This is a genomic window from Terrabacter terrae (assembly GCF_039529575.1).
Taxonomy (GTDB): domain Bacteria; phylum Actinomycetota; class Actinomycetes; order Actinomycetales; family Dermatophilaceae; genus Terrabacter; species Terrabacter terrae.
In genome coordinates, this window is the sequence record NZ_BAAANB010000020.1 from 30,072 (window position 1) to 53,832 (window position 23,761).

Consider the following 23,761-nt stretch of genomic DNA (forward strand, 5'->3'; position numbering starts at 1 on the left):
GGGTCCCGAGTCCGGACCCTGAGGTGCCCTGCACCCCGGTTTGTGGCCTTTCGACGGTTCGAGGTCACTGGCCGAGGAGGGTGCGGACCCGGTCGGCGCCGACGGCCAGGAGCAGGGTCGGCAGCCGGGGACCGGTGTCCTTGCTCACGAGCAGTCGGTAGACGAGGACGAAGAAGGCACGCTGCGCCGCCGACAGCTCCGGGTCCTTGACCTTGGTCGCGGGGTCGATGCCGCGCTGGACCTTCGGCACGCCGTAGACCAGGTGCGTCAGGCCGTCGAGCGACCAGTGCTCGTCGAGGCCGTCGGCGAGCAGGCGGAGCGACTCCCGCTGCGCCTCGTCGAGGCTGGCGAGCAGCTCGGTGTCGGGCTCGGTGCGCACGATGGTGCGGTCCTCGGCCGGCACGTAGCCGAGCATCCAGCGCTCGGCACAGTCGAGGCGCGGCCGTAGGTCGTCGATCGAGGTCACCGGGTTGTCGGGCTCGAGCTCGCCGAGGATCCGGACGGCCTGCGCCTCGTCGCCCTGCGTCACGTCGATGACTGAGGCGATGGTGCGGAACGGCATGGGTCGCGGCGTCGCCGGCAGTGGACCGGCTGCCGTGGACGTGGCGCGCAGGTGTGCGGCGAGGTCACCGGCCTGGGCGGAGCCGTCGGCCACCTTGCGCCCCAAGGCATCCCACTCGTCGTAGAGGCGCTGCAGCTCGGGGCCGAAGGCGACGTCGAAGCTCTGGTTGGGCCGGCGTCGGGCGTAGAGCCAGCGCAGCACCGGCGCCTCCATCACCTCGAGCGCGTCGTTGGGGATCGGCACGCCACCCTTGCTCGAGCTCATCTTGGCCATGCCCGCGATGCCGACGAAGGCGTACATCGGGCCGATCGGGCGCTCCCAGCCGAAGATCGGCGCGAGGTCCTTGCCCACGACGAAGCTGGACCCGGGGCTCTGGTGGTCGACGCCGGACGGCTCGAACATGACGCGCTCGTGCGCCCAGCGCATCGGCCAGTCGACCTTCCACACGAGCTTGCCGTTGGTGAAGGTGTCGAGGTCGACCGTCTCGGAGTGCCCGCACTTGGTGCAGTCGTAGGTCAGCTCGTGGCTGTCGTCGTCGTAGGCGGTGACGGTCGTGAAGTCGGTGCCGCACGAGGTGCAGAACGGCTTGAACGGGTAGTAGCCGGCCTTGCCCGAGCTGCCGTCGTCCTCGGTCGCGGCGCCGGAGCCGCGCTCGGCCTCGGTGGCCGCCGCGGCCTGCTCCTCCGTCAGCTTCGCGGCCTTGTCGCCGCCCTTGCCCTTGCCCTTGCCGCTGGCCTTCTGGCGCGCGGCCTCGACCGCCTCGAGCGTGCGGTACTGGTCGAGCACCTTGTCGATGGCGGTGCGCTCACGCATCGCGAGCAGCACCTGGTCGCGGTAGACGCCGGCACGGTACCGCTCGGTCTGGCTGATCTGGCGCACCTCGATGCCGGTGGCCGCCATGGCCTCGAGCAGGGGCGCCTTGAAGTGGTCGGCCCAGCTCGCGTGCGGCGACCCGGCGGGCGGCGGCACCGCGGTCAGCGGCATACCGATGTACTGCTCCCACGAGTCGTCCACTCCCGCAAGCCTCTTCGGCACGCGGCGGAAGCGGTCGAAGTCGTCCCAGCTGAGGATGTGCTCGCAGTCGATGCCGCGGCGCTTGATCTCGTCGGCGACGAGGTGAGGTGTGATGAGCTCGCGGAAGTTGCCGAGGTGGATCGGCCCGGACGGGCTGATGCCCGACGCGCACACGATCTTCTCGCCGGGGTTGCGCTCCTGCGCCTCGGCGATCACGTCGTCGGCCAGACGCGTGACCCAGTCGAGCGGGGCGACGTCTTCAGTCATGGGTTTCCTTCAGTTCCAGAAGCTTTCGTATGCCGTGTGCTGCGGGACACGCGAACGCGTCAGCCCGCGACGGCCGGCTTGAGCGGGAAGCGCTCGATGATCTCGTCACGGCCGGGGCCGACGCCGATGGCCGAGACCCGGGCGCCGATCAGCTCCTCGATGCGCAGGACGTAGGCCTGGGCGTTGGCCGGCAGGTCCTCGAAGGTGCGGCACTGGCTGATGTCCTCCCACCAGCCGTCGAGCTCCTCGTAGATCGGGGTCGCGTGGTGGAAGTCGGTCTGGTTGACCGGCATCTCGTCGTGGCGCACGCCGTCGACGTCGTAGGCGACGCAGACGGGCACCTTCTCGAGGCCGGTCAGGATGTCGAGCTTGGTGACGACGAAGTCGGTGACGCCGTTGATCCGGGTGGCGTAGCGGCCGATGACGGTGTCGAGCCAGCCGCAGCGGCGCGGGCGGCCCGTCGTCACGCCGTACTCGGCGCCCGTCTTGCGGAGGAACTCGCCCATGTCGTCGTGCAGCTCGGTCGGGAAGGGCCCCTCGCCGACACGGGTCGTGTAGGCCTTGAGGATCGCGATGACCGAGTCGATGCGGGTCGGCGGCACGCCAGAACCGGTGCAGGCGCCGGCCGCAACGGCGTTGCTCGAGGTGACGTAGGGGTAGGTGCCGTGGTCGACGTCGAGCAGGGTGGCCTGCCCGGCCTCGAAGAGCACCGTGTCGCCCCGGTCGAGCGCCTGGCTCAGCACGAGGCTGGTGTCGGCGACCATGGGGGCGAGGCGGCCGGCATACGACAGCAGCTCCTCGACGACCTCGTCGACGGCGGAGGCACGCGTGTTGTAGATCTTGACCAGCAGCTGGTTCTTCAGCTCGAGGGCGGCCTCGACCTTCTGGCGCAGGATGCCCTCGTCGTAGAGGTCCTGGATGCGGATGCCGACACGGTTCATCTTGTCGGCGTAGGTCGGACCGATGCCGCGGCCGGTGGTGCCGATGCGGCGCTTGCCGAGGAAGCGCTCCGTGACCTTGTCGATGGTCCGGTTGTAGCTCGGGATGACGTGCGCGTTGGCGCTGACGAGCAGCTTGCTCGTGTCGATGCCGCGGGCCTGCAGGCCGTCGAGCTCCTCGAAGAGCACCGAGAGGTCGATGACGACGCCGTTGCCGATGACCGGCGTGCAGTTGGGCGACAGGATGCCGGAGGGCAGCAGGTGCAGCGCATACTTCTCGCGCTTGCCGTCCTTCTCGATGACGACGGTGTGGCCGGCGTTGTTGCCGCCGTTGAACTTGACGACGTAGTCGACGCTGCTGCCGAGCAGGTCGGTCGCCTTGCCCTTGCCCTCGTCGCCCCACTGCGCTCCGACGAGCACGATTGCCGGCATCGGTCTGCCTTCCGGTTGTGGTCCAAGCCAACCGCAAGGTTATCGGTTCGAGACCGGCACTCCCGACCCCGCCCGCGCCGGTTCCGCGCGGGGACCCGGGCGTGGATCCGTGGTGCAGTCCTCGACCTGGTTCCAGTCGCGCGACATGTCGCCGGACCCAAGACGGTTCGGGCGCCGCGAGACAGATCGCCGGGCCGACGCGCAGCCGACTTCTCGCTCACCCGGCCCTGCGCAGGGCCGCGGCGCGTCGCATCGCCGCCTCGACCAGCGCCCGCACACGCTCGGGCTGCGACAGGTCGGCCCAGGTCAGGCGGACCACCTCCCAGCCGAGGGCTCGGATGCGGTCCTCGCGCCGCTTCTCGTCCCACAGGTCCTGCGCCGATGCGTACTTGGAGCGCCCGTCGAACTCCACGAGGACCCTCGAGCCGACGATCCCGAGGTCGGCGCGGTAGCCCTGCCCGCCACGCGTGAAGGCCTCGGTGCCCGGCACGGCGAACTGCGGGACCGTTCGGAAGCCCAGATGGTGCAGGACCCAGGCGGTGACGGTCTCGCCGGGTGACTCGTGGCGGGCGTCGCATCGCGGCAACGCCGCCCTGACGCGCTCGATGCCAGGGCGACGTCCGATCACCTCGACCGCCAGCTGCAGCTCGTCCCGCGTGACGTGACCGTCGCGCAGGGCGGCATCGGCGGGCACCAGGAAGGCGCACGGATCGGTCAGCCCCGCCAGTGCGACGGCCACGGCGGGATGCACCGCCCGGCCGGTTGGCGGCAGTCGAGTGACCTCGGGGTGGACGAGCGCGGGGCGCACCACGAGATCAGCCTTGCGGTGCGCTTTGACCCGACCAGAGGCGGTCGGCCGGGTGCGCATGAGGTGGGCCACCGACCAGTCGGGTTCGTAGGTGGGCAGACCGAGCAGGAGCAAGGCTGAGGCGTCGCTCGCGACGGCGCCGGTGGCGTACTGCTGGAGCAGTGCGGCGAGCCGCAGCCGGTGGCGGTCCGCCTCGTCGGCCGGCGCACGGACGGCGAACCAGCCGTGGTGCAGCCGGTGGACCCGGCCCTGTTTGGCGAGCCGCCGCAGCTCGGCGCGGTCGATGCCGACCGACAGGGCTCGCGAGAGGGGGAAGACGTCGTCGTGGGTGATGAGCGACAGGTGCATGGAGCGACAGTCGTCGCTCGGGAGTCCGACGGCCAGGCGCCAGCGGGCGGTTGTGGACGCCGACCGGGCCTCGGCAGGGGATGGGGACATTGGTTCGGTCGGGCGACCCGGCCCCGGTCGCCAGACAGATCGGCGGACTGAGCCACGATCCCGGGCGCGAGGACGAGTCCCGGGCACAGCAGCCGTCAGCGCGAGGCGAGCCAGTCCTCGAGGTAGTCGGCGACGCCGTCCTCGCGGTGGTGGCCGGTGACGACCGTGGCGGCCTCGAGCGCCGGGTCGACAGCGTTCGCGACCGCGACCGCGGTCCCCGCCACGGCGAACGCGGAGACGTCGTTGTGGTTGTCGCCGAAGAAGACGGTGTCGGCGAGGTCGACGCCCAGCTCCCCCGCCAGCGCGCGCAGCCCGTCGCCCTTGGAGCACGCGGCGCTGGCGATCTCGAGGTAGGTCGGCTTCGACCGGTACGTCACCATGCCGGCACGGCCGGCGAGCGCCGTCTCGAGCTCGTCGACGAGCGCCGGGTCGCCCATCGCCATCACCTTGTGCGGCGGCCGGCGATCGACCCACCCGTGGGTGACGTAGTCGTGCGCCGAGGCGGGGTTCGGGTCGACCGCCGTGATCGTCGCCTCCCGCTCGGTCCACTCGTCGGGGCCCCAGGCGTACCACTCGTCACCGGCGAAGAAGCTGGCGTGGAGTCCGAGCCGGGAGCACACGGCATACGCCTCCCGGGCGTCGCCCGGCGTGATGGGCACGTCCGTCACGACGGAGCGGTCCGCGCGCAGCACGAGACCGCCGTTGTACGCGATGAGCGGGGTCGGGTCGACCCCGCAGAGCCGCTCGAGCCCCTCCAGCGACGCCGGCATCCGGGAGGAGCACAGGACGAACGCGTGCCCCGCCGACCGCACCGCCCGGATGGCCGCGACGGTGCGGTCGGACAGGGTGCGTCGGTGGTCGAGGAGCGTGCCGTCGACGTCGGAGCAGAAGAGGGTCACGCGGTGCGGTGAGGGGGCGGGAGCGGGCTCAGACACCGAGCTCGCGCGCCGCCTCGGCGGAGCTGTCACGGAGGAACTGCGTGCAGCGGGCCTCCTCGTCGCTCTCGCCGATGGCGCGGGCGGCGCGGGCGAGGGCCGCGAGGGCCCGGAGGAACCCGCGGTTCGGCTCGTGCGACCACGGCACCGGGCCCTGGCCGCGCCAGCCGGACTTGCGCAGGCTGTCGAGCGCGCGGTGGTAGCCGGTGCGGGCGTACGCGTACGCCTCCACGTCGCGGTCACCGTCGGCGAGCGCGTCCTCGGCGAGCACCGCCCACGCGAGCGAGCTCGCGGGGTAGGTCGCGGCCACCTGGACCGGGTCGACCCCGGCCTCGAGCTTCTCGGCGGCCGGGTCGACGGCCAGACGCGTCTCGGGGATGCCGAGCAGGTTGTCGCTCACGCGTGGGTCCCCGCCGAACGCAGCGCGGTGCAGGCCTCGACGACGCGCACGGCCATGGCCTCCTCGGCCGCCTTGCCCCAGGCGCGCGGGTCGTACTGCTTCTTGTTGCCGACCTCGCCGTCGACCTTGAGGACGCCGGCGTAGCCGGAGATCATCCAGTCGGCGATGCGGCGGGTGAACGCGTACTGCGTGTCGGTGTCGACGTTCATCTTGATGACGCCGTTGTCGACCGCAGCCGAGATCTCCTCGGGCAGCGAGCCGGAGCCACCGTGGAAGACGAGGTCGAAGGGTCGCGCGTCGTCGGACAGGCCGAGCTCCTTGGCGGCGGCCTGCTGGGCCTGCAGGAGGATCTCGGGCCGCAGCTTGACGTTGCCCGGCTTGTAGACGCCGTGGACGTTGCCGAAGGTGAGGGCCGTCAGGTAGCGGCCGTTCTCGCCGGCGCCGAGTGCCTTGATCGTGGCGATGGCGTCCTCGGGCGTGGAGTAGAGCTTCTCGTCGATGGCGCCCTCGACGCCGTCCTCCTCGCCGCCGACGACGCCGACCTCGATCTCGAGGACCACGTTCGCGGCCTTGGCGAGGGCGAGCAGCTCCTGGGCGATCTGGAGGTTCTCGTCGAGCGGCACGGCCGAGCCGTCCCACATGTGCGACTGGAACCAGGGCGTGCCGCCGGCCTCGACCCGCTCGGTCGAGGCAGCGAGCAGCGGGCGGACGAAGCCGTCGAGCTTGTCCTTGGGGCAGTGGTCGGTGTGGAGCGCGATGTTGACGGGGTAGTTCTTGGCCACCTCGTGCGCGTAGGCGGCGAAGGCCAGCGAGCCGCTCACCATGTTCTTGATGCTCGGACCGGAGAGGTAGTCGGCACCGCCCGTCGAGACCTGGATGATGCCGTCGGAGCCGGCGTCGGCGAAGCCCTTGAGCGCCGCGTTCAGCGTCTGCGAGCTCGAGACGTTGATGGCGGGGTACGCGAAGGAGCCGGCCTTCGCGCGGTCGAGCATGTCGGCATACACCTCGGGGGTGGCGATGGGCATTGCAACTCCTGCTGTGTGGGAAGCGGGTTCACGATCCGTTCGAAATCCTGCCACGTATGCCGTCGCGTGTTCGCGGGTGCCCACCAACCGGTGAGCGCCCGCTCAGCAGCGACCAGCCGGGTCAAGATCGCGGGTCGAAGACGTACGGCGTCGTCGTCGCGACGCGGTGCAGGCCGAGGCGTCGCAGGATCGGCTCGGAGTCGGGTGAGGCGTCGACTCGGACGTACTCCTTGCCGCGGTCGAGGCCGAGCCGGGCCCGGTGGAGCAGGGTCGCGCGGTAGAGGCCGCGGCCGCGCCACTCGGGCAGGGTCGAGCCACCCCACAGCCCGGTGAAGCTGCTCTCGTCGTACTCCCCTCGTGCCGCGCAGAGGACCGGCCCCTCACGGGACTCCTCCACCACGACGACGTGCATCGACTCCGGCTTGGCGAGCCAGTCGGGGTAGAGCGAGTCGGTCACGTAGGCGTGGTCCTCGCCCCACACCGTCTCGGACATGGTGCGGAAGCGCACGAAGTCCTCGAAGCAGTCGGCGGCGCGGACGACGACGCCCTCGCGCAGGTGCAGCTCCTGCTCTGCAAGGGGTGCCGCCTCGCCGAGGATCAGCGCCTCGTCGTCCTCGCGGACGAAGCCGGCCGCCTCCAGCCGTGGGCCGAGGTCTGCCGGCTCGTCGTAGTCGTAGGTCTTCCACTCGACGCGCTGCCCGCGGCCGGCGAAGAAGTCCCGGACCCGCGCGATGAGGCCGTCGGGGTCCTCCCCCAGCCCGTCGGGGCTCTCCACCATCGCGAAGTGGCCCGCAGGGTCGAGGTCGTAGTGCCGGCGGACCGGGCCGTCGAGCTCCACCGGCCGCTCCGCGGTCCCCAACGGGACGGGCGCACGGGTCTGGTCGTGGAAGACGCGCAGCAGCTGCTCCACGTCTCCCGCCGAGGGGGCATCGCTCTGGAACGAAGAGGGGTTCACAGCCGACAGCCAAGCATGGTCGAATCCGTCTCGTCATGCGTGTTTCCCATCCCTCCACTCGCGCTGCCGCGGCCCTCGCCGACGCCCGGCCCGTCCCGTTCTGGACGGACCGCCCCGAGCGCCCGGACCCGCGGGCGCCCCTCAAGGGCGCCGCGCGGCGCACCGACCTGCTCGTCGTCGGCGCCGGCTTCACCGGGCTGTGGGCCGCCATCCAGGCCAAGGAGGCCGACCCGTCGCGCGACGTCGTCGTCATCGAGGCCGGGCGCCTGGCCGACGGCGCCTCGGGCCGCAACGGCGGCTTCCTCGCGCCGTCGCTGACGCACGGCCTGGCCCAGGGCGTGAGCTGCTGGCCGGACGAGATGCGCACCCTGGACCGGCTCGCCGCCGAGAACGTCGCGGGCATCGAGAGGACGCTGACGGCATACGGCATCGAGGCGGACTTCCACCGCCCCGGGGAGCTGACGCTCGCGCTCAGCGGGCACCAGGTGCCCGCGGTGCGCGAGTCGTACGAGCTGCACCGCGCCCACGGCGTCCCGGCCCTGCTGCTCGACGCGGAGGGCGCGCAGGCGCGCGTGCACTCCCCGCGCTACCTCGCCGGGATGTACGACCCCGAGGTGGCGCTCGTCGACCCGGCGCGCCTCGTCTGGGGACTGGCCCGCGCCGCCGAGTCCCTCGGGGTGCGCCTGCACGAGCACACGCGCGCAACGGGTTTCGACACCGCCGGCGCCGGGGTGCGCGTCACCGTCGATGGCGGTTCCATCCACGCACGTCGCGTCGTGATCGGCACCAACGCGTCACGGGGCGTGCTCAAGCGCTTCCGAGCCTGGGTGCTGCCCGTCTACGACCACGTCCTCATGACGGAGCCGCTGACGCCGGAGCAGCTGGCCGCGATCGGCTGGGAGGGGCGCGAGGGCCTGACCGACGCCGGCAACCAGTTCCACTACTACCGAAGGACGCTCGACGACCGGGTGCTCTTCGGCGGTTACGACGCCAACTACCACTTCCCCGGGCGCATCGACCCGGCGCTCGAGCAGAACGACGCCTCGCACGGGCTGCTCGCCGACCACTTCCTCGACATCTTCCCGCAGCTCGAGGGCATCCGGTTCACGCACCGCTGGGCCGGGGTCATCGACACGACGTCACGGTTCACGCCGGTCTTCGGCACGGCCCTCGGCGGGCGGATGGCGTATGCCGTCGGCTACACCGGGCTGGGCGTGGCCTCCACCCGCTTCGGCGCGGCCGTCGCCCTCGACCTGGCCGACGGGAAGGACACGGAGCTCACCCGGCTGGGGATGGTGCGGCGCAAGCCGATCCCCTTCCCTCCCGAGCCGATCCGGTATGCCGCCGTGCGGGCCACGCGCTCCTCGCTCGCCGCGGAGGACCGCACCGGCCGGCGCAACGTGTGGCTGCGGGCGCTCGACCGGATGGGCGTCGGCTTCGACTCCTGACCGGTCCGCCCCACAGCCGCGTCAGAGGACGGCGAGGTCGGTCGGGCGGTTGTTGAAGCGCTCGACCCCGTCCTCGGTCACTGCGACGATGTCCTCGATGCGCGCACCCCAGCGCCCCGAGAGGTAGACGCCCGGCTCGATGCTGAAGGTCATGCCGGCCTCGACCGGCAGGTCGTTGCCGGCGACGATGTAGGGCTCCTCGTGCCCGTCGAGCCCGATGCCGTGCCCGGTGCGGTGGATGAAGTGCTCGGCCAGGCCTGACCCGGCGAGCACGTCACGCGCGGCCCGGTCGATCGCCTCGCAGGTGACGCCCGGGCGCACGGCCTCCACAGCAGCCTGCTGGGCCGCCTGGAGCGCGGCGTACGCAGCGGCGACGTCGGGCTCACGAGGTGTGCCGACGGCATACGTCCGCGTGCTGTCCGAGCCGTAGCCCGAGGGCAGCGGTCCGCCGATGTCGACGACCACGACGTCACCGTCCTCGATCACGCGGTCACTGACCGAGTGGTGCGGGCTCGCGCCGTTGGGGCCGGAGCCGACGATGACGAAGTCCGCTGCGGCGTGGCCTTCCTCGACGATCGCGGCGGCGATGTCGGCGGCGACGTCGGCCTCGGTGCGACCGGCGCGCAGCCACTCCCCGACCCTCGCGTGCACCCGGTCGATGGCGGCCCCGGCAGCGCGCAGCTCGGCCAGCTCGGCGGCGTCCTTGCGCATCCGCAGCTCCCGCAGGACCGGGCCGGCGAGCTGCTGGTCGACGGCGCCGGCGTCGCGCAGGCGCAGCAGGTGCAGCGCAGGGGTCATGTCGGACACCGCGACGCGACCGGTCGGCACCCCGCCGAGGGCGAGCGCGTAGGGGTCCTCGCCGTCGACCCACGTGCGCACCTCGACGCCGAGTTCGGCCAGCGGCACGTGGCCGAGTCCGGCATACTCCAGGGCCGGTGAGACGAAGACCGGCGCCACGGCGGCATCGCTCGGCACGACCAGGGCCGTGAGCCGCTCGAAGGACGACCCGGCGATCCCGGTGAGGTAGCGCAGGTCGGAGCCGGGCGAGACGACGGTCGCCGCCACCCCGGCCTCCGCCGCGTGGGCCCGCAGCCGGTCGAGCCGTGAGCGCATCGTCGTGACGTCGAGGACAGAGGAGCTGACACCCATGGCCCCGACCGTACCGCCGCCGCACCTCCCCCTGACGGGGGATCCGGCGCCGGCACTCAGTCCCTAGGCTGTGCCCCATGGTCGGGGGCCGCAGGATGAGCGCACGCGTCGCGGAGTGGGCAGGCGTCGACGTCGACTGGGAGCGGCTGCCGCAGGACCCGGCCCGGACCCGTCGGGTCGACGCGTGGGTCGCGCTGGCGTTCCTGCTCACCGGGTCCCTCGGCGTGGAGCTGCTGCGCAGCATCGATGCGCTCGGTGCCCAGGCGGACTCCTGGCTCTGGCCGCACGTCGCGGTGGCGGTCGGGACCGTGCCCTTGGTGTGGCGTCGCCGCTGGCCGCTGCTGGTGGCCGCCGGGCTCTCGCTCCACCTCTTCGCGTTCGGCATCCTCATGCCGGCGATCGCCGTCTCCATGCCCCTGCAGGTCGTGTACTTCCTCGCCCTCTTCACCGGGGTGGCCTGGGCGCGTGACCGCCGGGCGATGCTCGGGGTCGTCATCGGCGTCGTCCTGCTCATGTTCGGCTGGCTCACCTGGCAGTTCGCGGTCGGCAGCGGCATCGAGGAGGCGATGAGCCGGGGCGGCCGGCCCCTCACCCGGCAGGGGATCTTCAGCCCACCCGCCGCCTACGTCGTCTACTCGCTGCTGGTCAACGTCGTCTACTTCGGCGGTGCCATCATCGGCGGCCAAGCGGCGTGGCGAGGCGCCCTGCAGCGTGACCGCCTCGCCGAGCAGGCCCGCACCATCGACGAGCAGGCGACGAGCCTGCAGCGCCAGGCCGTCGTCGAGGAGCGGCTGCGAATCGCCCGCGAGCTGCACGATGTCGTCGCCCACCACGTCTCGGTCATCGGCATCCAGGCCGCTGCCGCGCGGCGTGTGCTGCGCAAGGACGCCGACGTGGCGGAGCGAGCGCTGAGCTCGGTCGAGACTTCTTCCCGGGAGGCCGTCGCCCAGATGCGCTCGCTGCTCGGGACGCTCCGCTCCGGCGACGACACCGGGGCCGATGGCCTCCGCTCGCCGGAGCCCCGGCTCAGCGACGTCCCGGCCCTCGTCGACGACGTGTCCGGCACCGGCATGCACGTCGAGTGCCGCGTGGTCGAGGACTCTCCAGGAGCGGTCTCCGCCGTGCCCGAACCCGTGGGGCTCTCCCTCTACCGCACCGTCCAGGAGGCGCTGGCCAACACCCGGCGGCACTCGACGGCCTCGGCCGCGAGCGTGTTCGTGCGCGTGGACCGCCGTCCCGAGCCCGGCTTCACCCACGGCTACGCGGAGGTCGAGGTGCTCGACGACGGGCGCCCGAGGTCGGGGACGTCCGGCACGGGTCTGGGCCTGCTCGGCGTCCGCGAGCGCCTCGCGGCCCACGGCGGCATCAGCGAGATCGGCCCGCGCGTGACCGGCGGCTACCGGGTCCGCGTCCGTATGCCGTTGCCCGAGGACGCGTCGTGAGCGCCCCCCGCACTCGCATCCTCCTCGTCGACGACCACCGGCTCGTGCGCGCGGGCTTCTCGCTCATCCTCTCGGTGGAGGCGGACCTCGAGGTCGTCGGCGAGGCCGGCGACGGCGCGGAGGCCGTGGAGCTCTGCCGCGAGCTGCGCCCCGACGTCGTCCTCATGGACGTGCAGATGCCGGTGATGGACGGCATCGAGGCGACCCGCTGCATCGCCGCCGAGGACCTGTCGCAGGTCGTCATCCTGACGACCTTCGACCACGACGACTACGTCTTCGCCGGCCTCGATGCGGGGGCGAGTGGGTTCCTGCTGAAGAACTCGCACGCCGAGGACCTCGTCGACGCCGTGCGCACCGTGGCGAGCGGCCACGCCCTGCTCGCCCCCGAGGTGACCCGCCGGGTCATCGAACGGCTGGCCCGCGTCCGGGCGGGCGACCGCGCCCGTCCGGAGGGGCCACCGAGCACCGGAAGCGGCCGGCCGGCATACGTGGGCTCGTCCTCGGAGCCCCGCGACCCGCGGCTCGCGGAGCTGACCCCGCGGGAGCTCGAGGTGCTCGGGCTCGTCGGTCGCGGACTGTCCAACGCCGAGGTCGCCCTGCGGCTCCACGTCGGCGAGGCGACGGTCAAGACGCACCTGTCCAACGTCTTCGCCAAGCTGCACCTGCGCGACCGCGTGCAGGCCGTCGTGCTCGCGTACGAGGCCGGGCTCATCCTGCCGGGGGACGTCGACGGTCCCCCGCCAGGCTGATCCGCCGGGCGGCCCCGCCTCCTAGCGTTGGCGGCATGAGGGACACGGGGAGAGTCAGGGACAGAGCCACGGCCGACATCGAGCTGCGACGCCTGTCGCGCACCTTCGGCGAGGTGCGCGCCGTCGACGAGGTGAGCTTCACGGTCTCGGCGGGCCGGCTCACGGGGTTCGTCGGCGGCAACGGCGCCGGCAAGACGACGACGATGCGCATGGTCATGGGGGTCCTGTCTCCCACCGGCGGCGACGTGCTCTGGGACGGTCGCCCCATCACCGCGGCCGACCGGCGTCGGTTCGGCTACATGCCCGAGGAGCGCGGGCTCTACCCGAAGCAGCCCGTGCTCGACCAGCTCGTCTACCTCGGCCGGCTGCGCGGGCTCGGCGCGGCGTCCGCGAAGGCGTCGGTGACCACCCACCTGGAGCGGCTGGGCCTGGCCGACCGGGCCCGCGACCACGTCGAGAAGCTGTCGCTCGGCAACCAGCAGCGGGTCCAGGTCATCGCAGCACTGATGGGCAGGCCGCGCGCGCTCGTGCTCGACGAGCCGTTCAGCGGGCTGGACCCGGCCGCCGTGGACGACATGGCCGAGCTGCTGCGCGAACACACCTCACGCGGCGTGCCCGTCCTCTTCTCATCCCACCAGCTGGACCTCGTCGAACGCCTCTGTGAGCGGCTCGTCGTGCTGGCCCGCGGACGTGTCGTGGCCGACGGCACCCCCGAAGACCTGCGCTCACGGTCCGTCACCCGCCACAGCCTCGTGCTCTCCGGCGACGCCGGCTGGGTGCGCGGCGTCCCCGGCATCCACGCCGTCGACGTGGAGGGCTCCCGCGCGCTGCTCGAAGTGGTCGAGCACGGAGCGGAGCGACGGCTCCTCGAGGAGGCCCTTCGACGGGGCGAGGTGCACGAGTTCTCCCGCCAGCGACCGAGCCTGGCCCAGATCTACCGCGAGGTGACCGCATGACCACCACCCAGCAGCGTCCCTCCGGCGTCGGTGACGACGAGACGCACCCGCGCGGACTCCCCGGGGCGGAGGCTCCCACCGCGCGGATGTGGGCCGTCGTCGCCGTGCGCGAGATCGTCGTCCGCCTGACCAACCGGGCCTTCCTGGTCTCCACCCTGATCACGCTGCTCTTCATCGCCGGCTACGGCGCCTTCTCGGTGTGGCAGAGCGGGAGGACGACGACCTACACGGTCGCCGTGACCGGGGCCGAGGGCACCCGCCTCGCCGAGCGGGCGGCCACCGCGGCACGCCAGGTGGATGACTCCCTGTCGGTCCGGTCCACGCCGGTGTCGGGCGAGCCGGCCGCTCGCACCCTCGTCGAGGACGGCACGGCCGACGTCTGGCTGCACCAGGGCTCCTCCGGCTGGACGCTCACCTCGGCGGACGACGTCGACCCGACGTTGCGCACTGCCCTCGAGGGAGCCCTGCGCAGCGCGGCCCTGGAGCGCAACGCCACCGCGGCAGGCACGACCATGGCCGCCCTCGAGAAGGGGACGACCCTGACGACCACGCGTTTCGACGGCGAGACGCGCGACAGCGGGTTCGTCAAGGGCGCGACCTTCGCCTTCGCCGTGCTCTTCTTCATGGCCGCGATGATGTTCGGCCAGCAGATCGCGGCGAGCGTCGTCGAGGAGAAGCAGTCCCGGATCGTCGAGATCATCGCCACCGCCATCCCGCTGCGACAGCTGCTCGCCGGCAAGGTGGTCGGCAACTCCCTTCTCGCCCTGGCCCAGGTGGTCGTCTTCTCGGGCGTGGGCCTCGTGGCGGTCTCGTTCACCGACGCGTCCACGCTCCTGCCGACCCTCTCCGGCGCGGTCGTCTGGTTCGTGCTCTTCTTCGCCGTGGGCTTCTTCGCCCTGGCCTGCCTCTTCGCCGTCGCCGGCGCGCTGGCGTCGCGGACCGAGGACCTCCAGTCGACGACCGCCCCGCTGACCATCGTCATGATGTTCGTCTACGTGGCGAGCTTCAGCCTGAGCGGCACGGCTCTCGAAGTGGCCTCGTTCCTGCCCATCGCGTCGGTCGTGTCGATGCCCGGGCGCATCCTCGCGGGTGATGCGGCGTGGTGGGAGCCGGTGCTGGCCCTGGCCGTGATGGGTGCGTTCTCGGCCCTCACGGTCGCCGTCGGCGAGCGGATCTACCGCCGTTCCCTTCTGCAGACCGGCGGCCGCGTCTCCTGGCGGCAGGCCCTCCACACGGCCGACTGAGCACGCGTCCGGGCGCGCGTCCGGGCGCACGTCCGGGGGCGCGTCCGGCTGCCGCGGCCGCGTCCGGTCGGCCTACGGTTCCTTGACGCGCCCTTGCGGAGTTCTTACCTGAAGGCCATCGCGTGCCGGCACCATCGGTCCTACCGTGGGAGGTGGCGTTCGGAGGGCTCCGGGCGACGACACCAGCGACCGGATGCTCCCCCGGTCGCGCCGAGCAGGCCCCGGCATCCGGATGCGTCGGGGCCTGCTCGATGCCTGCTCGATGCCAGCTCGAGCACTGCCCCCGCGTGCGTCAGGCGGGCAGCGGCATACGGCCGCTCGTCGGGACCGGCTGGGGCGGTGGTGGCCCGACGTAGCGTGCCGCCGGCCGGATGATCTTGGGGTCGCGGGCCTGCTCGAGGATGTTGGCGGTCCACCCGACGGCGCGGGCGACGCAGAAGGTCGGCGTGAACATGCTGGGCTCGAGACCCGCGAGGCGCATGACGACCCCGGCGTAGTACTCGACGTTGGCGTAGAGCGGCCGGTCCGGCTTGAGCTCGGCGAGGACGCGCTCGATCGTCGCCTCGACCCCGATCGCGAAGTCGACGAGCGGGTCGTCCCACCGGCGCGCCACCGCCTTGAGCATCTCCGACCGCGGGTCGTGGGTGCGGTAGACGGCGTGGCCGAAGCCCATGATGCGGGCTCCCCGCCCCACCTGCTCCCGCACCCACGGCTCGGCCCGGTCGGGCGTCCCGATCTCGTCGAGGGCCTCGAGCGCCCGGCTCGGCGCGCCGCCGTGCCTGGGGCCGGAGAAGGACCCGATGGCGCCGACGAGGCAGGCCGCGAGGTCGGCCCCGGTGCTGGCGATGACGCGAGCCGTGAACGTCGAGGCGTTGAAGCCGTGGTCCATCGTGGCGACGAGGTACTGCTCGACCGCCCGGGCGTCCCGCTCTGCGGGCAGCCTCCCGGTGACCATGCGCAGGTAGTCGGTGGCGTGGGGCAGGTCGGGGTCGGCCGGCACGGGGTCGAGGCCGAGGCGCAGCCGGTGAGCCGCGGCCAGGATCGTCGGCGTCACCGCGGCCGCCGCCATCGCCGAGGCCAGCCGCTCGTCCTCCCCCGCGTCGTAGAGCGGTCGCTGCCCGGTGATCCCGCCCCACGCGGACAGCGCGGTGCGCAGGACCTGGAGCGAGTCGCCCGTCGTCGCGCAGATCGCGGGCAACAGTCCGGCGAGCGCCGGCGGCAGGACCCGCCGGCGTCCGGCGTCGTGCCGCAGGGCGTCGAGCTCGGCGGCGAACGGCACGCGCCCGTGGAAGAGCAGGTGCCAGGCCTGCTCGAAGCCCACCTGCTCGGCCAGCTCGACGGCCGAGTACTGCCGGTAGTGGTAGAAGCCCTCGTCGCCGCGGACGTCTCCGATCTCGGTGTCGGTGACGACGACCTTCGCGAGGCCGGGCGGCACGAGGACGAAGCCGGCGGGGGTCGGAACGGTCGGGCCAGATGAGTGGGTGGACATGGTGTGCTCCTCTCGGGTTCACTCATCACCCTGAGCAATGTTGATCAATGTCGTCAATGTTGATCCGGTCAACCGTTGACCGCGTCGACACCGCTGTCGCGCCCCGTCCCAGCCACTCTCGACCGAGGAGGTCTCGTCGTGACGACTCCCCGCAGCCCGTGGATCACGACGACGGAGGCCGCCCAGCGCCTCGGGGTCAAGCGGGCCACCCTCTACGCCTACGTCAGCCGAGGAGTGCTGCGCAGCGAGCGCCGACCGGGCCAGCAGGAGAGCCTCTTCGACCGCGCGCAGATCGACGCGATGGCGACGGCCGCGCGGCCACAGGGTGGCCCGCAGCCGGTGCTGCGCTTCCGGAGCATCGCGACATCGGTGAGCACCACGACAGAGGGCGAGCTCTCCTACCGCGGGCGCCCGCTCGCCGATGTCGTGGCGCTCGGCTCGCTCGAGGAGGCGGCGGCCGTGGTCCTCGGTACGCCGGCCGTGCCCGAGCCCGTGCCCGAGCCCGTGCCCGTGCCCGTCCCACCATCGGTCGGCGTCATCGACCTGGCCGCGCTCCCCCTCCACCGGCGTATGCCGGTGGCCGTGCAGCTGCTCGCGGCCGCGGACCCGTTTGCGTCGGACACCGAGCCCGAGCGGGTCCGGGCCGCCGCAGTCCCGACGCTCCGGGCCGCCCTCAGCCTGCTGGCCGGCGCGAGCCCCGGCCACCCGGCACACGGCGACCTGGCGGCGCTGGCTCTCGCGGCCCTCGGCGGGCGAGCGGACGCGCCGGGTGACGTCGCGGTCCTGCGGGTGCTGCTCGTCGCCCTGCTCGACCACGGCCTCACGGCCTCGACGGTCGCCGCCCGGGTGGCCGCCTCCACGCGAGCGGGACTCCCCGACTGCCTGTGTGCCGCGTATGCGGCCATGTCCGGCCCGCTGCACGGCGCCGCCCCCGTCGCCGCCCACGCGCTGCTCGCCGACAGCACCGACCCGGCCGCGCTCCTCGCGCGGTCGCTCCGCACGGGTGGGTCGGTGGCCGGGTTCGGGCACTTCCTCTACCCCGACGGCGACCCTCGCGCCGAGATCGTCCTCGAGGCACTGTGGCGCCGGCGCGGCACGACCGGACTGCGGCGTCGCGTCGACGCCCTCTCGACGCTGGTCGCCGAACGCATCGGAGCCCTGCCGAACATCGACCTCGCGAGCGCCGCCGTGCTGCACGCCCTCGGGCTGCCGGCCGAGTCGGGTGAGGTCGTCTTCCAGGTCGCACGGTCCGTGGGCGTCGCCGCCCACGTCGTCGAGGAGTACGCCGAGGAGCCGTTGCGCTGGCGCGGGCGCGACCCGCAGGGCTGAGCTACACCTGCTGGTCGAACACGTGCCGGCGGACCCACGCGTGCATGGCCACGGCTGCGGCCGCGCCGGCGTTGATCGAGCGCGTCGAGCCGAACTGCTCGATGTGCAGCACGGCCGCGCACTCCGCGCGCATCGCCTCGGACAGCCCCGGGCCCTCCTGGCCGAAGACGAGCACGCACCGCCGGGGCAGGTCGAAGGTCTCCAGGGGCACCGAGCCGGGCAGGTTGTCGACGCCGAGCAGTGTCAGGCCCTCGGCGCGTGCCCACTGCGCCAGCGTGGTCGCGTCCCGGTGGTGGTGCTCGTGCTGGTAGCGGTCGGTCACCATGGCGCCGCGCCGGTTCCAGCGGCGGCGACCGACGATGTGGAACGCCGCCGCGCCCATCGCGTTGGCCGTGCGGATCACCGAGCCGATGTTGAAGTCGTGGCCCCAGTTCTCCACGGCCACGTGGAAGTCGTGCCGCCGGGTGTCGAGGTCCGCGACGATCGCGTCGTGGCGCCAGTAGCGGTACGCGTCGACGACGTTGCGCCGGTCGCCCTGCTCGAGCAGCTCCGGGTCCCACTGGTCGCCCTCGGGCCACGGCCCCTCCCAGGGGCCCACGCCGATCTCCGGCGGTGGTGGCGACGGTTGCACGGGGGCGAGTCTACGGTCGCTGCCCACCGAGGAGCCGGGCTCGGGCGGTCGGGAGGAGGACGGCACGTCGCCGCCGCGTCCATGCAGGTCGGCGCGGCCCCGAGTGCTCCGGCGCTGCCGGCCTCCTCCCTTGCTCCCGCCTCCATGGTGAACCCGCCCGCCGGGCGGGCAGAAGCGACGTCATCCCATCGAGACGATCTCGAGACGTAGCTGAGACTTTCCAGAGTCTTTCCTGAGACCCCCGCACGGAGGCCGTCCGGGGCCCGCGGGGATTCAGCCGCGCCCGACCACACGGCATACCCTGTGACGCATGCACGCTCTCGCCGCCCTGTCGGCCGCCGCCCCCGCCCTCGGCCCGAAGTGGATGGACCCGACGTACCTGCTCCAGCAGTACGGGAGCGCGTTCTTCGTGATCGCCCTCGTCATCGTCTTCATCGAGTGCGGGCTGCTCTTCCCGATCCTGCCGGGCGACTCCCTGCTCTTCGCCGTGGGCCTGTTCATCGCGACCGGCCAGATCGACCTCAACCTCGGCCTGGCGATCGGCGGCCTGGCCATCGCGGCCTTCCTCGGCAACGTGGTCGGCTACGAGATCGGTCGAGGAGTCGGGCGGCCCCTCTACAAGCGGCAGGGGCGCTTCATCAACACGGCCAACTTCGACAAGACCAACGCGTTCTTCGACAAGTACGGCAGCCGGGCCCTGGTGCTCGGGCGCTTCGTGCCGATCGTGCGCACCTTCATCACCGTCGTGGCCGGCATCGGCCGCATGCACCGCCAGCGCTTCTTCGGCTGGAGCGCCGTCGGAGCCGTCGCCTGGGTGGTCAGCGTGACGCTGCTCGGCTACTTCCTCGGCCAGATCTTCCCCGGCCTGACGAAGAACATCGAGTACGCGATCCTGCTCGTCGTCGTCGTGTCCGTGCTGCCGATGCTCTTCGAGTTCCTCAAGCACCGTCGCGAGGGGAAGGCGCTCGCGGCCGCGGGCACCGACCACACCGGCGGCACCAACGGGGCCGGCGAGGTGGCCGACCCCGTTCGCGGCACCGAGCGCAGCTGAGCCCGGTCGGCGCGGCCGTCCGGCTGGCGCTCGGGTCGCCGGGTCAGGCGTTAGGGGTGCCGGAGTCGCGCGTCGGGTCGGGCTGGACCGCGCCGGGCGCCTGGGCCTGCGGCAGCGCGCCGGGCGCGGCGCCGGGCTGGGTCGAGGGACCGCCGATGGCGCCGGGCTGGGTGGAGGGTGCGACGCCCGGGGTGCTGCCGGACCCACCGACGGTGTTGTCGCCGAAGGACACGTTGGGCACGACGGCCTCGGTGGCGGGGGCCTCGAAGTACTCCGCACGCTTGACGCCGGCCATGTTGGCCACGACGTTCGAGGGCACCGACTCCACCTTGGTGTTGAGCTCACGCACGAGCGCGTTGTAGTAGCGGCGCGAGCTCGCGATGCGGTCCTCGGTGCTCGTCAGCTCCTGTTGGAGGGCGAGGAAGTTCTGGTTGGCCTTGAGGTCGGGGTAGGCCTCGGCGACGGCCATGAGGCGACCGAGCGCCTGGCTCAGCTGGCCCTCGGCCTGCGCCGCAGCAGCCGGCGTCGAGGCGCCGGACATCGCGGCGGACCTCGCCTTCATGACGTCCTCGAGCGTGCCCCGCTCGTGGCTGGCGTAGCCCTTGACCGTCTCGACGAGGTTGGGGATGAGGTCGTGGCGGCGCTTCAGCTCGACGTCGATCTGGCGCCAGCCCTCCTCGACCTTGTTGCGCAGGCCGATCAGGCCGTTGTACATGACGACGCCCACGATCGCGGCTAGCACGACGAGGCCGATCAGGATCCAGACGATGATCATGGGTTCTCCCGAGAATCTGGGCGGTCAGTGTGCCGATCCTAGTGCGGGCTGGACCCCCGGACCGGGCCGTCGGTGCGACGGCGAAGGCGCACGACCGGTTCCTGTCGCCTCCTCTCAAGGCCCGTTCGCGCCTGTCGGTGTCTCCTTCTAGCGTGAAGGGCATGTCAACGCCCGCACCGGCGCGCAACCGGGTCCGCCCGCTCGGTGACGTCGTCGCGGCGCCGGGGCGAGGTGCCTGGATGGGCAACCGGGGCCGGTTGCACGACGGCGCGGGCACGCGCGAGGTGCGTCGACACCACGTCGGCCGGGCCTGGATCACGTGCGCGCTGACCTTCCGCGACCGCCGCGTCCGCCAGTGGGACCCCGGGCACTACACCCCGCTCTTCTTCCTCGACGAGGCCGTCTCGTTCGCCGCCGGGCACCGGCCGTGCGCGGAGTGCCGGCGCCCCGCCTTCACGGCCTTCCGCGACCTCGTGGCCGTCGCCGCCGGCGTCGACCGCCCGAGCGCCCCCGAGCTCGACCGGCTGCTCCACTCGGAGCGCTGGGACCCATCGCGACGCGCCCGCCGGCTGCACGCGTACCCGTGGGCCGACCTGCCCGACGGCGCCTTCGTGCTGCTCGACGACGAGGCCGTCCTCGTGGCCGGGGACGGCCTCCTGCCGTGGCGACCCGACAACACGTATGCCGTCCAGCCCGTTCCGCGGCCGGGCACCGGACGTGCCGAGCTGCTCACGCCGCCATCGGTGGTGCGGGCGCTGCGCGCCGGCCTGCCCGTTCAGGTCGGCGCGCCGGGCGGCTGACCCGCGCCACGCGGCTGACCGCGTCAGGCCAGCCCGAGCTCCTCGAGCGAGAAGGCGTAGCGGTACTCCACGCCCGCCTCCGCCGTGATCTTCTCGCCGGCACCCGTCGCACGGTCGGCGATGGTCGCGACCGCCACCACCTCGGCGCCGTCCTCGCGAGCGGCCTCCACCGCAGCGAGCGGCGAGGCGCCGGTGGTCGTGGTGTCCTCGACGACGAGCACACGCCGGCCCTTGATCGACGGTCCCTCGATGCGCTGCTGGAGGCCGTGCGCCTTGCCGGCCTTGCGCACGACGAAGGCATCGAGGCGCTCGCCCGCGGCCGCGGCGGCGTGCAGCATCGAGGTGGCGACCGGGTCGGCGCCGAGCGTGAGGCCGCCGACGGCGGCATACGTGAGGTCCTTGGTCAGCTCGCGCATGACGAGCCCGACGAGGGGCGCGGCCTCACCGTCGAGCGAGATGCGGCGCAGGTCGACGTAGTAGTCGGCCTCCTTGCCGGAGCTGAGGGTCACGCGACCGTGCACGATCGCCTTCTCCTTGATGATCTCGAGCAGGCGGGCACGGGCGGCGGCGGTGTCAGTGACGGTCACGAGGCTCCATCGTAGGGCGCTCGGGCCGCGGCCCCGACAGCGTGCTCAGCGGCGGACGAGGCGGGCGCGGCCCCGGACCAGCGACCGCGGCACCACCCGGAGCAGCCCGACGACCGCCTTGTACTGCAGGCCCGGCACCGACACGACCCGTCCCCGGTCGACGTCGTGCAGGCAGTCGGCGACGAGCTTCTGCGGGTCGAGCCACAGGAACTCGGGTCCCGGCTTGCTGATGCCGGCGCGCTGCTGGAACTCGGTGTTGGTGAACCCCGGGCACAGCGCCGTGACGGTGACACCCGAGCCGGCGAGCTCGGTCGCGAGACCCTCGCTGAACGTCGTCACCCACGCCTTGGCAGCGGAGTAGGAGCCCGAGGCGATGAAGCCGGCGACCGACGAGACGTTCACGATGTGGCCGCGGCCTCGCTCACGCATCGCGACCCCAGCAGCGTGCGAGAGCACGAGCACCGCACGGGTCAGGACGTCGAACGCCGCCTCCTCCACCGCGAGGTCGTTGCGCAGGAACGAGCGCCGCTGGCCGTAGCCCGCGTTGTTGACCAGCACGTCCACGGGCCGGTCCCGGTCGGCGACCCGGTCGGCGACCGTCTGCAGCGCCGACCGGTCCGAGAGGTCGGCGACGAGCACCTCGGCGGAGACGGCATACCTCCTCGTCAGCTCGGCGGCGAGCCGCTCGAGCCGGCCGCGGTCACGAGCGACGAGCACGAGGTCGTGGCGCCGAGCCGCCAGCTGGTGTGCGAACTCCCGCCCGATGCCGGCGCTCGCACCGGTGACGAGGGCGGTCGGTCGCGTCGTCTGCTCTCCAGTCATGCGCCTCACCCTAGGCACCCGGTGTTCCCGCGGCCGTCTAGGGTGGCCGACTGTGCGCATCGCCACCTGGAACGTCAACTCCATCCGGTCCCGCATCGACCGCGTCGCCGCCTGGCTCGAACGCACCGACGTCGACGTGCTGGCCATCCAGGAGACCAAGGCCCGCGAGGACCAGTTCCCGCTCGAGCGGTTCGAGGCGCTCGGCTACGAGGTGGCGCACCACGGCCTCAGCCAGTGGAACGGCGTGGCCATCGCCTCCCGGGTCGGCCTCGAGGACGTGCGCGTCGGCTTCGACGGGATGCCCGGCTGGGGAGACCCCGTCGTCCCCGAGGCGCGCGCGGTCGGCGCGGTCTGCAACGGCGTACGCGTGTGGTCGCTCTACGTGCCCAATGGCCGCGCGCTCGACGATCCGCACCTGCGCTACAAGCTGACCTGGCTCGAGGCCCTGGCCGTGGCTGGTCGCGGCTGGCTCGCCGAGGACCCCGACGCGCAGATCGCGCTGCTCGGCGACTGGAACATCGCGCCGACCGATGCCGACGTGTGGAGCGTCGCCTACTACGAAGGCCGCACGCACACCTCGCCCGGCGAGCGCGCGGCGTTCCAGGGCGTCGTCGATGCCGGCTTCCAGGATGTCGTCCGTCCGCACACCAGCGAGCCGGGGACCTTCACGTACTGGGACTACACGCAGCTGCGGTTCCCGAAGCGGCAGGGCATGCGCATCGACTTCGCCCTGTGCTCCCCCACCCTGGCTCAGCGCGTCGTCGGTGCGGCGGTCGACCGCGAGGAACGCAAGGGCAAGGGAGCCTCCGACCACGCCCCTGTCGTCTTCCAGGTCGGCGAGTGACCGCGCCGGCAGCGGCTGTCAGGCCTCGATGGGACGGCCGGTGAACGAGCCGGTGCCGCGCATCGAGACGGCACCCGACGGGTCGAAGATCGTGAACTGGTAGGTCCCCCGGATCCGGTCACCGCTCACGGTGCCTCGGATGTGGACCCGGACCGTGACTCCCGGCTTGCCGGGACCGGCGGGCCCGGGCTGGCCCGTCCAGACCGTGGCCTCGAACCCGTTGTCCCCTCGACGTGCCCAGGTGCCGATGAGGGGCGAGTCCGCCGGAGAGATGTCCTGGCTCAGAAGGACGCTGCCTGCCGCGAAGCCGACCACGGTCGTCGTCCTGACCGCGCCGGCGGTGTCGTCCTTGCGGGAGACCACCCAGCTCCCACTGATCCCAGAGCCCCCGGTGCTGCTCGCAGCCGCCGACGAGGCGCCGGCGACGCCCCCGATGGCCACGGCGCCCGTTCCCAGCAGGACCCGCCGACGGTTCAACACGTGCTCGTCCATCTCCAACCCCCTTGGTGCGGTGACGGTCGGCTGAGGCCGGCCGCCATCCTCCAGAGTCGGGGTGGTCGAGATCGGCCGTCAAGAGAGGCACTTGCCTTCACCCCACATGCGTGGGAGGGGCGGATGGAGTAGAGCGCCGCGGTATCGCGCCGTCTGGCCGGCTGCCGTGGCCGCCGCGA

At 72.6% G+C, this 23,761-nt stretch carries 23 protein-coding genes; 9 read left to right on the forward strand and 14 right to left on the reverse strand.

Features of this window, described 5'->3' with window-relative positions:
- Positions 1-64: 64 nt before the first annotated feature.
- The 7 genes from lysS to ABD194_RS09220 all read right to left on the reverse strand — a co-directional run bounded on the left by lysS (position 65) and on the right by ABD194_RS09220 (position 7,774).
- A complete protein-coding gene (gene lysS / locus ABD194_RS09190) occupies positions 65-1,843 on the reverse strand; it encodes a lysine--tRNA ligase (protein ID WP_343990489.1) in 1,779 nt (592 codons plus the stop codon).
- Positions 1,844-1,902: 59 nt separating this feature from the next.
- Positions 1,903-3,213, reverse strand: coding sequence for an adenylosuccinate synthase (locus ABD194_RS09195; protein ID WP_343990492.1), 1,311 nt, complete (start codon positions 3,211-3,213; stop codon positions 1,903-1,905).
- 217 nt (positions 3,214-3,430) lie between these two features.
- The gene (locus tag ABD194_RS09200; RefSeq protein ID WP_343990495.1) at positions 3,431-4,369 is read right to left on the reverse strand and encodes a hypothetical protein; all 939 of its coding nucleotides are present in this window, start codon (positions 4,367-4,369) and stop codon (positions 3,431-3,433) included.
- 185 nt (positions 4,370-4,554) lie between these two features.
- Entirely contained in the window at positions 4,555-5,394 is an 840-nt protein-coding gene (locus ABD194_RS09205) for a Cof-type HAD-IIB family hydrolase (RefSeq protein WP_343990498.1), read from the reverse strand.
- Positions 5,387-5,794 (reverse strand): DUF3151 domain-containing protein, encoded by a 408-nt coding sequence (locus ABD194_RS09210; protein ID WP_343990501.1) that lies wholly within the window; start codon positions 5,792-5,794, stop codon positions 5,387-5,389. The genes ABD194_RS09205 and ABD194_RS09210 overlap by 8 nt, the downstream gene beginning before the upstream one ends.
- Positions 5,791-6,819, reverse strand: a complete 1,029-nt coding sequence (gene fbaA / locus ABD194_RS09215; RefSeq protein WP_343990505.1) for a class II fructose-bisphosphate aldolase — start codon at positions 6,817-6,819, stop codon at positions 5,791-5,793. Before fbaA ends, ABD194_RS09210 begins: the two co-directional genes overlap by 4 nt.
- Before the next feature lie 121 nt (positions 6,820-6,940).
- A complete protein-coding gene (locus ABD194_RS09220; protein WP_343990508.1) occupies positions 6,941-7,774 on the reverse strand; it encodes a GNAT family N-acetyltransferase in 834 nt (277 codons plus the stop codon).
- Positions 7,775-7,809: 35 nt separating this feature from the next.
- Here ABD194_RS09220 and ABD194_RS09225 point away from each other — a divergent pair, with 35 nt between their 5' ends.
- Positions 7,810-9,222 carry an NAD(P)/FAD-dependent oxidoreductase gene (locus ABD194_RS09225; RefSeq protein WP_343990511.1) on the forward strand — a complete coding sequence of 471 codons (1,413 nt, stop codon included), beginning with the start codon at positions 7,810-7,812 and terminating at the stop codon, positions 9,220-9,222.
- Between the two features lie 21 nt (positions 9,223-9,243).
- Here ABD194_RS09225 and ABD194_RS09230 read toward each other — a convergent pair whose 3' ends face one another.
- Entirely contained in the window at positions 9,244-10,371 is a 1,128-nt protein-coding gene (locus ABD194_RS09230; RefSeq protein WP_343990513.1) for a M24 family metallopeptidase, read from the reverse strand.
- Between the two features lie 95 nt (positions 10,372-10,466).
- Here ABD194_RS09230 and ABD194_RS09235 point away from each other — a divergent pair, with 95 nt between their 5' ends.
- Genes ABD194_RS09235 through ABD194_RS09250 form a run of 4 tightly spaced genes read left to right on the forward strand, consistent with a single transcriptional unit; the run spans position 10,467 to position 14,762 of the window.
- Positions 10,467-11,813, forward strand: a complete 1,347-nt coding sequence (locus ABD194_RS09235; protein WP_343990515.1) for a sensor histidine kinase — start codon at positions 10,467-10,469, stop codon at positions 11,811-11,813.
- The gene (locus tag ABD194_RS09240) at positions 11,810-12,562 is read left to right on the forward strand and encodes a response regulator (protein ID WP_343990517.1); all 753 of its coding nucleotides are present in this window, start codon (positions 11,810-11,812) and stop codon (positions 12,560-12,562) included. The genes ABD194_RS09235 and ABD194_RS09240 overlap by 4 nt, the downstream gene beginning before the upstream one ends.
- Positions 12,563-12,597: 35 nt before the next feature.
- Complete coding sequence (locus ABD194_RS09245; protein ID WP_343990520.1) at positions 12,598-13,518, forward strand: ABC transporter ATP-binding protein; 921 nt, start codon at positions 12,598-12,600, stop codon at positions 13,516-13,518.
- Positions 13,515-14,762 (forward strand): ABC transporter permease, encoded by a 1,248-nt coding sequence (locus ABD194_RS09250; protein ID WP_343990523.1) that lies wholly within the window; start codon positions 13,515-13,517, stop codon positions 14,760-14,762. Before ABD194_RS09245 ends, ABD194_RS09250 begins: the two co-directional genes overlap by 4 nt.
- Before the next feature lie 292 nt (positions 14,763-15,054).
- Here ABD194_RS09250 and ABD194_RS09255 read toward each other — a convergent pair whose 3' ends face one another.
- On the reverse strand, positions 15,055-16,251 hold the full coding sequence (locus tag ABD194_RS09255; protein ID WP_343990525.1) for a citrate/2-methylcitrate synthase: 1,197 nt from the start codon (positions 16,249-16,251) through the stop codon (positions 15,055-15,057).
- 138 nt (positions 16,252-16,389) lie between these two features.
- Here ABD194_RS09255 and ABD194_RS09260 point away from each other — a divergent pair, with 138 nt between their 5' ends.
- Positions 16,390-17,580, forward strand: coding sequence for a citrate/2-methylcitrate synthase (locus ABD194_RS09260; RefSeq protein WP_343990527.1), 1,191 nt, complete (start codon positions 16,390-16,392; stop codon positions 17,578-17,580).
- 1 nt (position 17,581) lies between these two features.
- On the opposite strand, the gene ABD194_RS09265 is transcribed toward ABD194_RS09260, so the two are convergent.
- On the reverse strand, positions 17,582-18,211 hold the full coding sequence (locus ABD194_RS09265; protein WP_343990529.1) for a TrmH family RNA methyltransferase: 630 nt from the start codon (positions 18,209-18,211) through the stop codon (positions 17,582-17,584).
- A 310-nt stretch (positions 18,212-18,521) separates the two neighbouring features.
- Between ABD194_RS09265 and ABD194_RS09270 the strand changes: the two genes are divergently transcribed.
- Positions 18,522-19,262, forward strand: coding sequence for a DedA family protein (locus tag ABD194_RS09270; protein WP_343990531.1), 741 nt, complete (start codon positions 18,522-18,524; stop codon positions 19,260-19,262).
- Positions 19,263-19,305: 43 nt separating this feature from the next.
- Here the strand turns inward: ABD194_RS09270 and ABD194_RS09275 are convergent, their stop codons facing one another.
- Complete coding sequence (locus tag ABD194_RS09275; protein WP_343990533.1) at positions 19,306-20,037, reverse strand: LemA family protein; 732 nt, start codon at positions 20,035-20,037, stop codon at positions 19,306-19,308.
- A gap of 161 nt (positions 20,038-20,198) precedes the next feature.
- Between ABD194_RS09275 and ABD194_RS09280 the strand changes: the two genes are divergently transcribed.
- The gene (locus tag ABD194_RS09280) at positions 20,199-20,837 is read left to right on the forward strand and encodes a hypothetical protein (protein ID WP_343990535.1); all 639 of its coding nucleotides are present in this window, start codon (positions 20,199-20,201) and stop codon (positions 20,835-20,837) included.
- A 23-nt stretch (positions 20,838-20,860) separates the two neighbouring features.
- Here the strand turns inward: ABD194_RS09280 and pyrE are convergent, their stop codons facing one another.
- Both pyrE and ABD194_RS09290 read right to left on the reverse strand, forming a co-directional pair.
- On the reverse strand, positions 20,861-21,424 hold the full coding sequence (pyrE, locus tag ABD194_RS09285; protein WP_343990537.1) for an orotate phosphoribosyltransferase: 564 nt from the start codon (positions 21,422-21,424) through the stop codon (positions 20,861-20,863).
- Positions 21,425-21,469: 45 nt separating this feature from the next.
- Positions 21,470-22,246 (reverse strand): SDR family NAD(P)-dependent oxidoreductase, encoded by a 777-nt coding sequence (locus ABD194_RS09290; RefSeq protein ID WP_343990539.1) that lies wholly within the window; start codon positions 22,244-22,246, stop codon positions 21,470-21,472.
- 52 nt (positions 22,247-22,298) lie between these two features.
- Here ABD194_RS09290 and ABD194_RS09295 point away from each other — a divergent pair, with 52 nt between their 5' ends.
- Complete coding sequence (locus ABD194_RS09295; RefSeq protein WP_343990541.1) at positions 22,299-23,090, forward strand: exodeoxyribonuclease III; 792 nt, start codon at positions 22,299-22,301, stop codon at positions 23,088-23,090.
- Between the two features lie 18 nt (positions 23,091-23,108).
- On the opposite strand, the gene ABD194_RS09300 is transcribed toward ABD194_RS09295, so the two are convergent.
- On the reverse strand, positions 23,109-23,582 hold the full coding sequence (locus ABD194_RS09300; protein ID WP_343990543.1) for a hypothetical protein: 474 nt from the start codon (positions 23,580-23,582) through the stop codon (positions 23,109-23,111).
- Positions 23,583-23,761: the final 179 nt, after the last annotated feature.

What these genes read in the sequence shown, in the direction of transcription:
- lysS (WP_343990489.1), bottom strand. Translation starts at nt 1,843, where the DNA reads ATGACTGAAGACGTCGCCCCGCTCGACTGGGTCACGCGTCTGGCCGAC.
- ABD194_RS09195 (WP_343990492.1), bottom strand. Translation starts at nt 3,213, where the DNA reads ATGCCGGCAATCGTGCTCGTCGGAGCGCAGTGGGGCGACGAGGGCAAG.
- ABD194_RS09200 (WP_343990495.1), bottom strand. Translation starts at nt 4,369, where the DNA reads ATGCACCTGTCGCTCATCACCCACGACGACGTCTTCCCCCTCTCGCGA.
- fbaA (WP_343990505.1), bottom strand. Translation starts at nt 6,819, where the DNA reads ATGCCCATCGCCACCCCCGAGGTGTATGCCGACATGCTCGACCGCGCG.
- ABD194_RS09225 (WP_343990511.1), top strand. Translation starts at nt 7,810, where the DNA reads ATGCGTGTTTCCCATCCCTCCACTCGCGCTGCCGCGGCCCTCGCCGAC.
- ABD194_RS09230 (WP_343990513.1), bottom strand. Translation starts at nt 10,371, where the DNA reads ATGGGTGTCAGCTCCTCTGTCCTCGACGTCACGACGATGCGCTCACGG.
- ABD194_RS09235 (WP_343990515.1), top strand. Translation starts at nt 10,467, where the DNA reads ATGAGCGCACGCGTCGCGGAGTGGGCAGGCGTCGACGTCGACTGGGAG.
- ABD194_RS09245 (WP_343990520.1), top strand. Translation starts at nt 12,598, where the DNA reads ATGAGGGACACGGGGAGAGTCAGGGACAGAGCCACGGCCGACATCGAG.
- ABD194_RS09250 (WP_343990523.1), top strand. Translation starts at nt 13,515, where the DNA reads ATGACCACCACCCAGCAGCGTCCCTCCGGCGTCGGTGACGACGAGACG.
- ABD194_RS09255 (WP_343990525.1), bottom strand. Translation starts at nt 16,251, where the DNA reads ATGTCCACCCACTCATCTGGCCCGACCGTTCCGACCCCCGCCGGCTTC.
- ABD194_RS09270 (WP_343990531.1), top strand. Translation starts at nt 18,522, where the DNA reads ATGCACGCTCTCGCCGCCCTGTCGGCCGCCGCCCCCGCCCTCGGCCCG.
- ABD194_RS09275 (WP_343990533.1), bottom strand. Translation starts at nt 20,037, where the DNA reads ATGATCATCGTCTGGATCCTGATCGGCCTCGTCGTGCTAGCCGCGATC.
- ABD194_RS09280 (WP_343990535.1), top strand. Translation starts at nt 20,199, where the DNA reads ATGTCAACGCCCGCACCGGCGCGCAACCGGGTCCGCCCGCTCGGTGAC.
- ABD194_RS09290 (WP_343990539.1), bottom strand. Translation starts at nt 22,246, where the DNA reads ATGACTGGAGAGCAGACGACGCGACCGACCGCCCTCGTCACCGGTGCG.
- ABD194_RS09300 (WP_343990543.1), bottom strand. Translation starts at nt 23,582, where the DNA reads ATGGACGAGCACGTGTTGAACCGTCGGCGGGTCCTGCTGGGAACGGGC.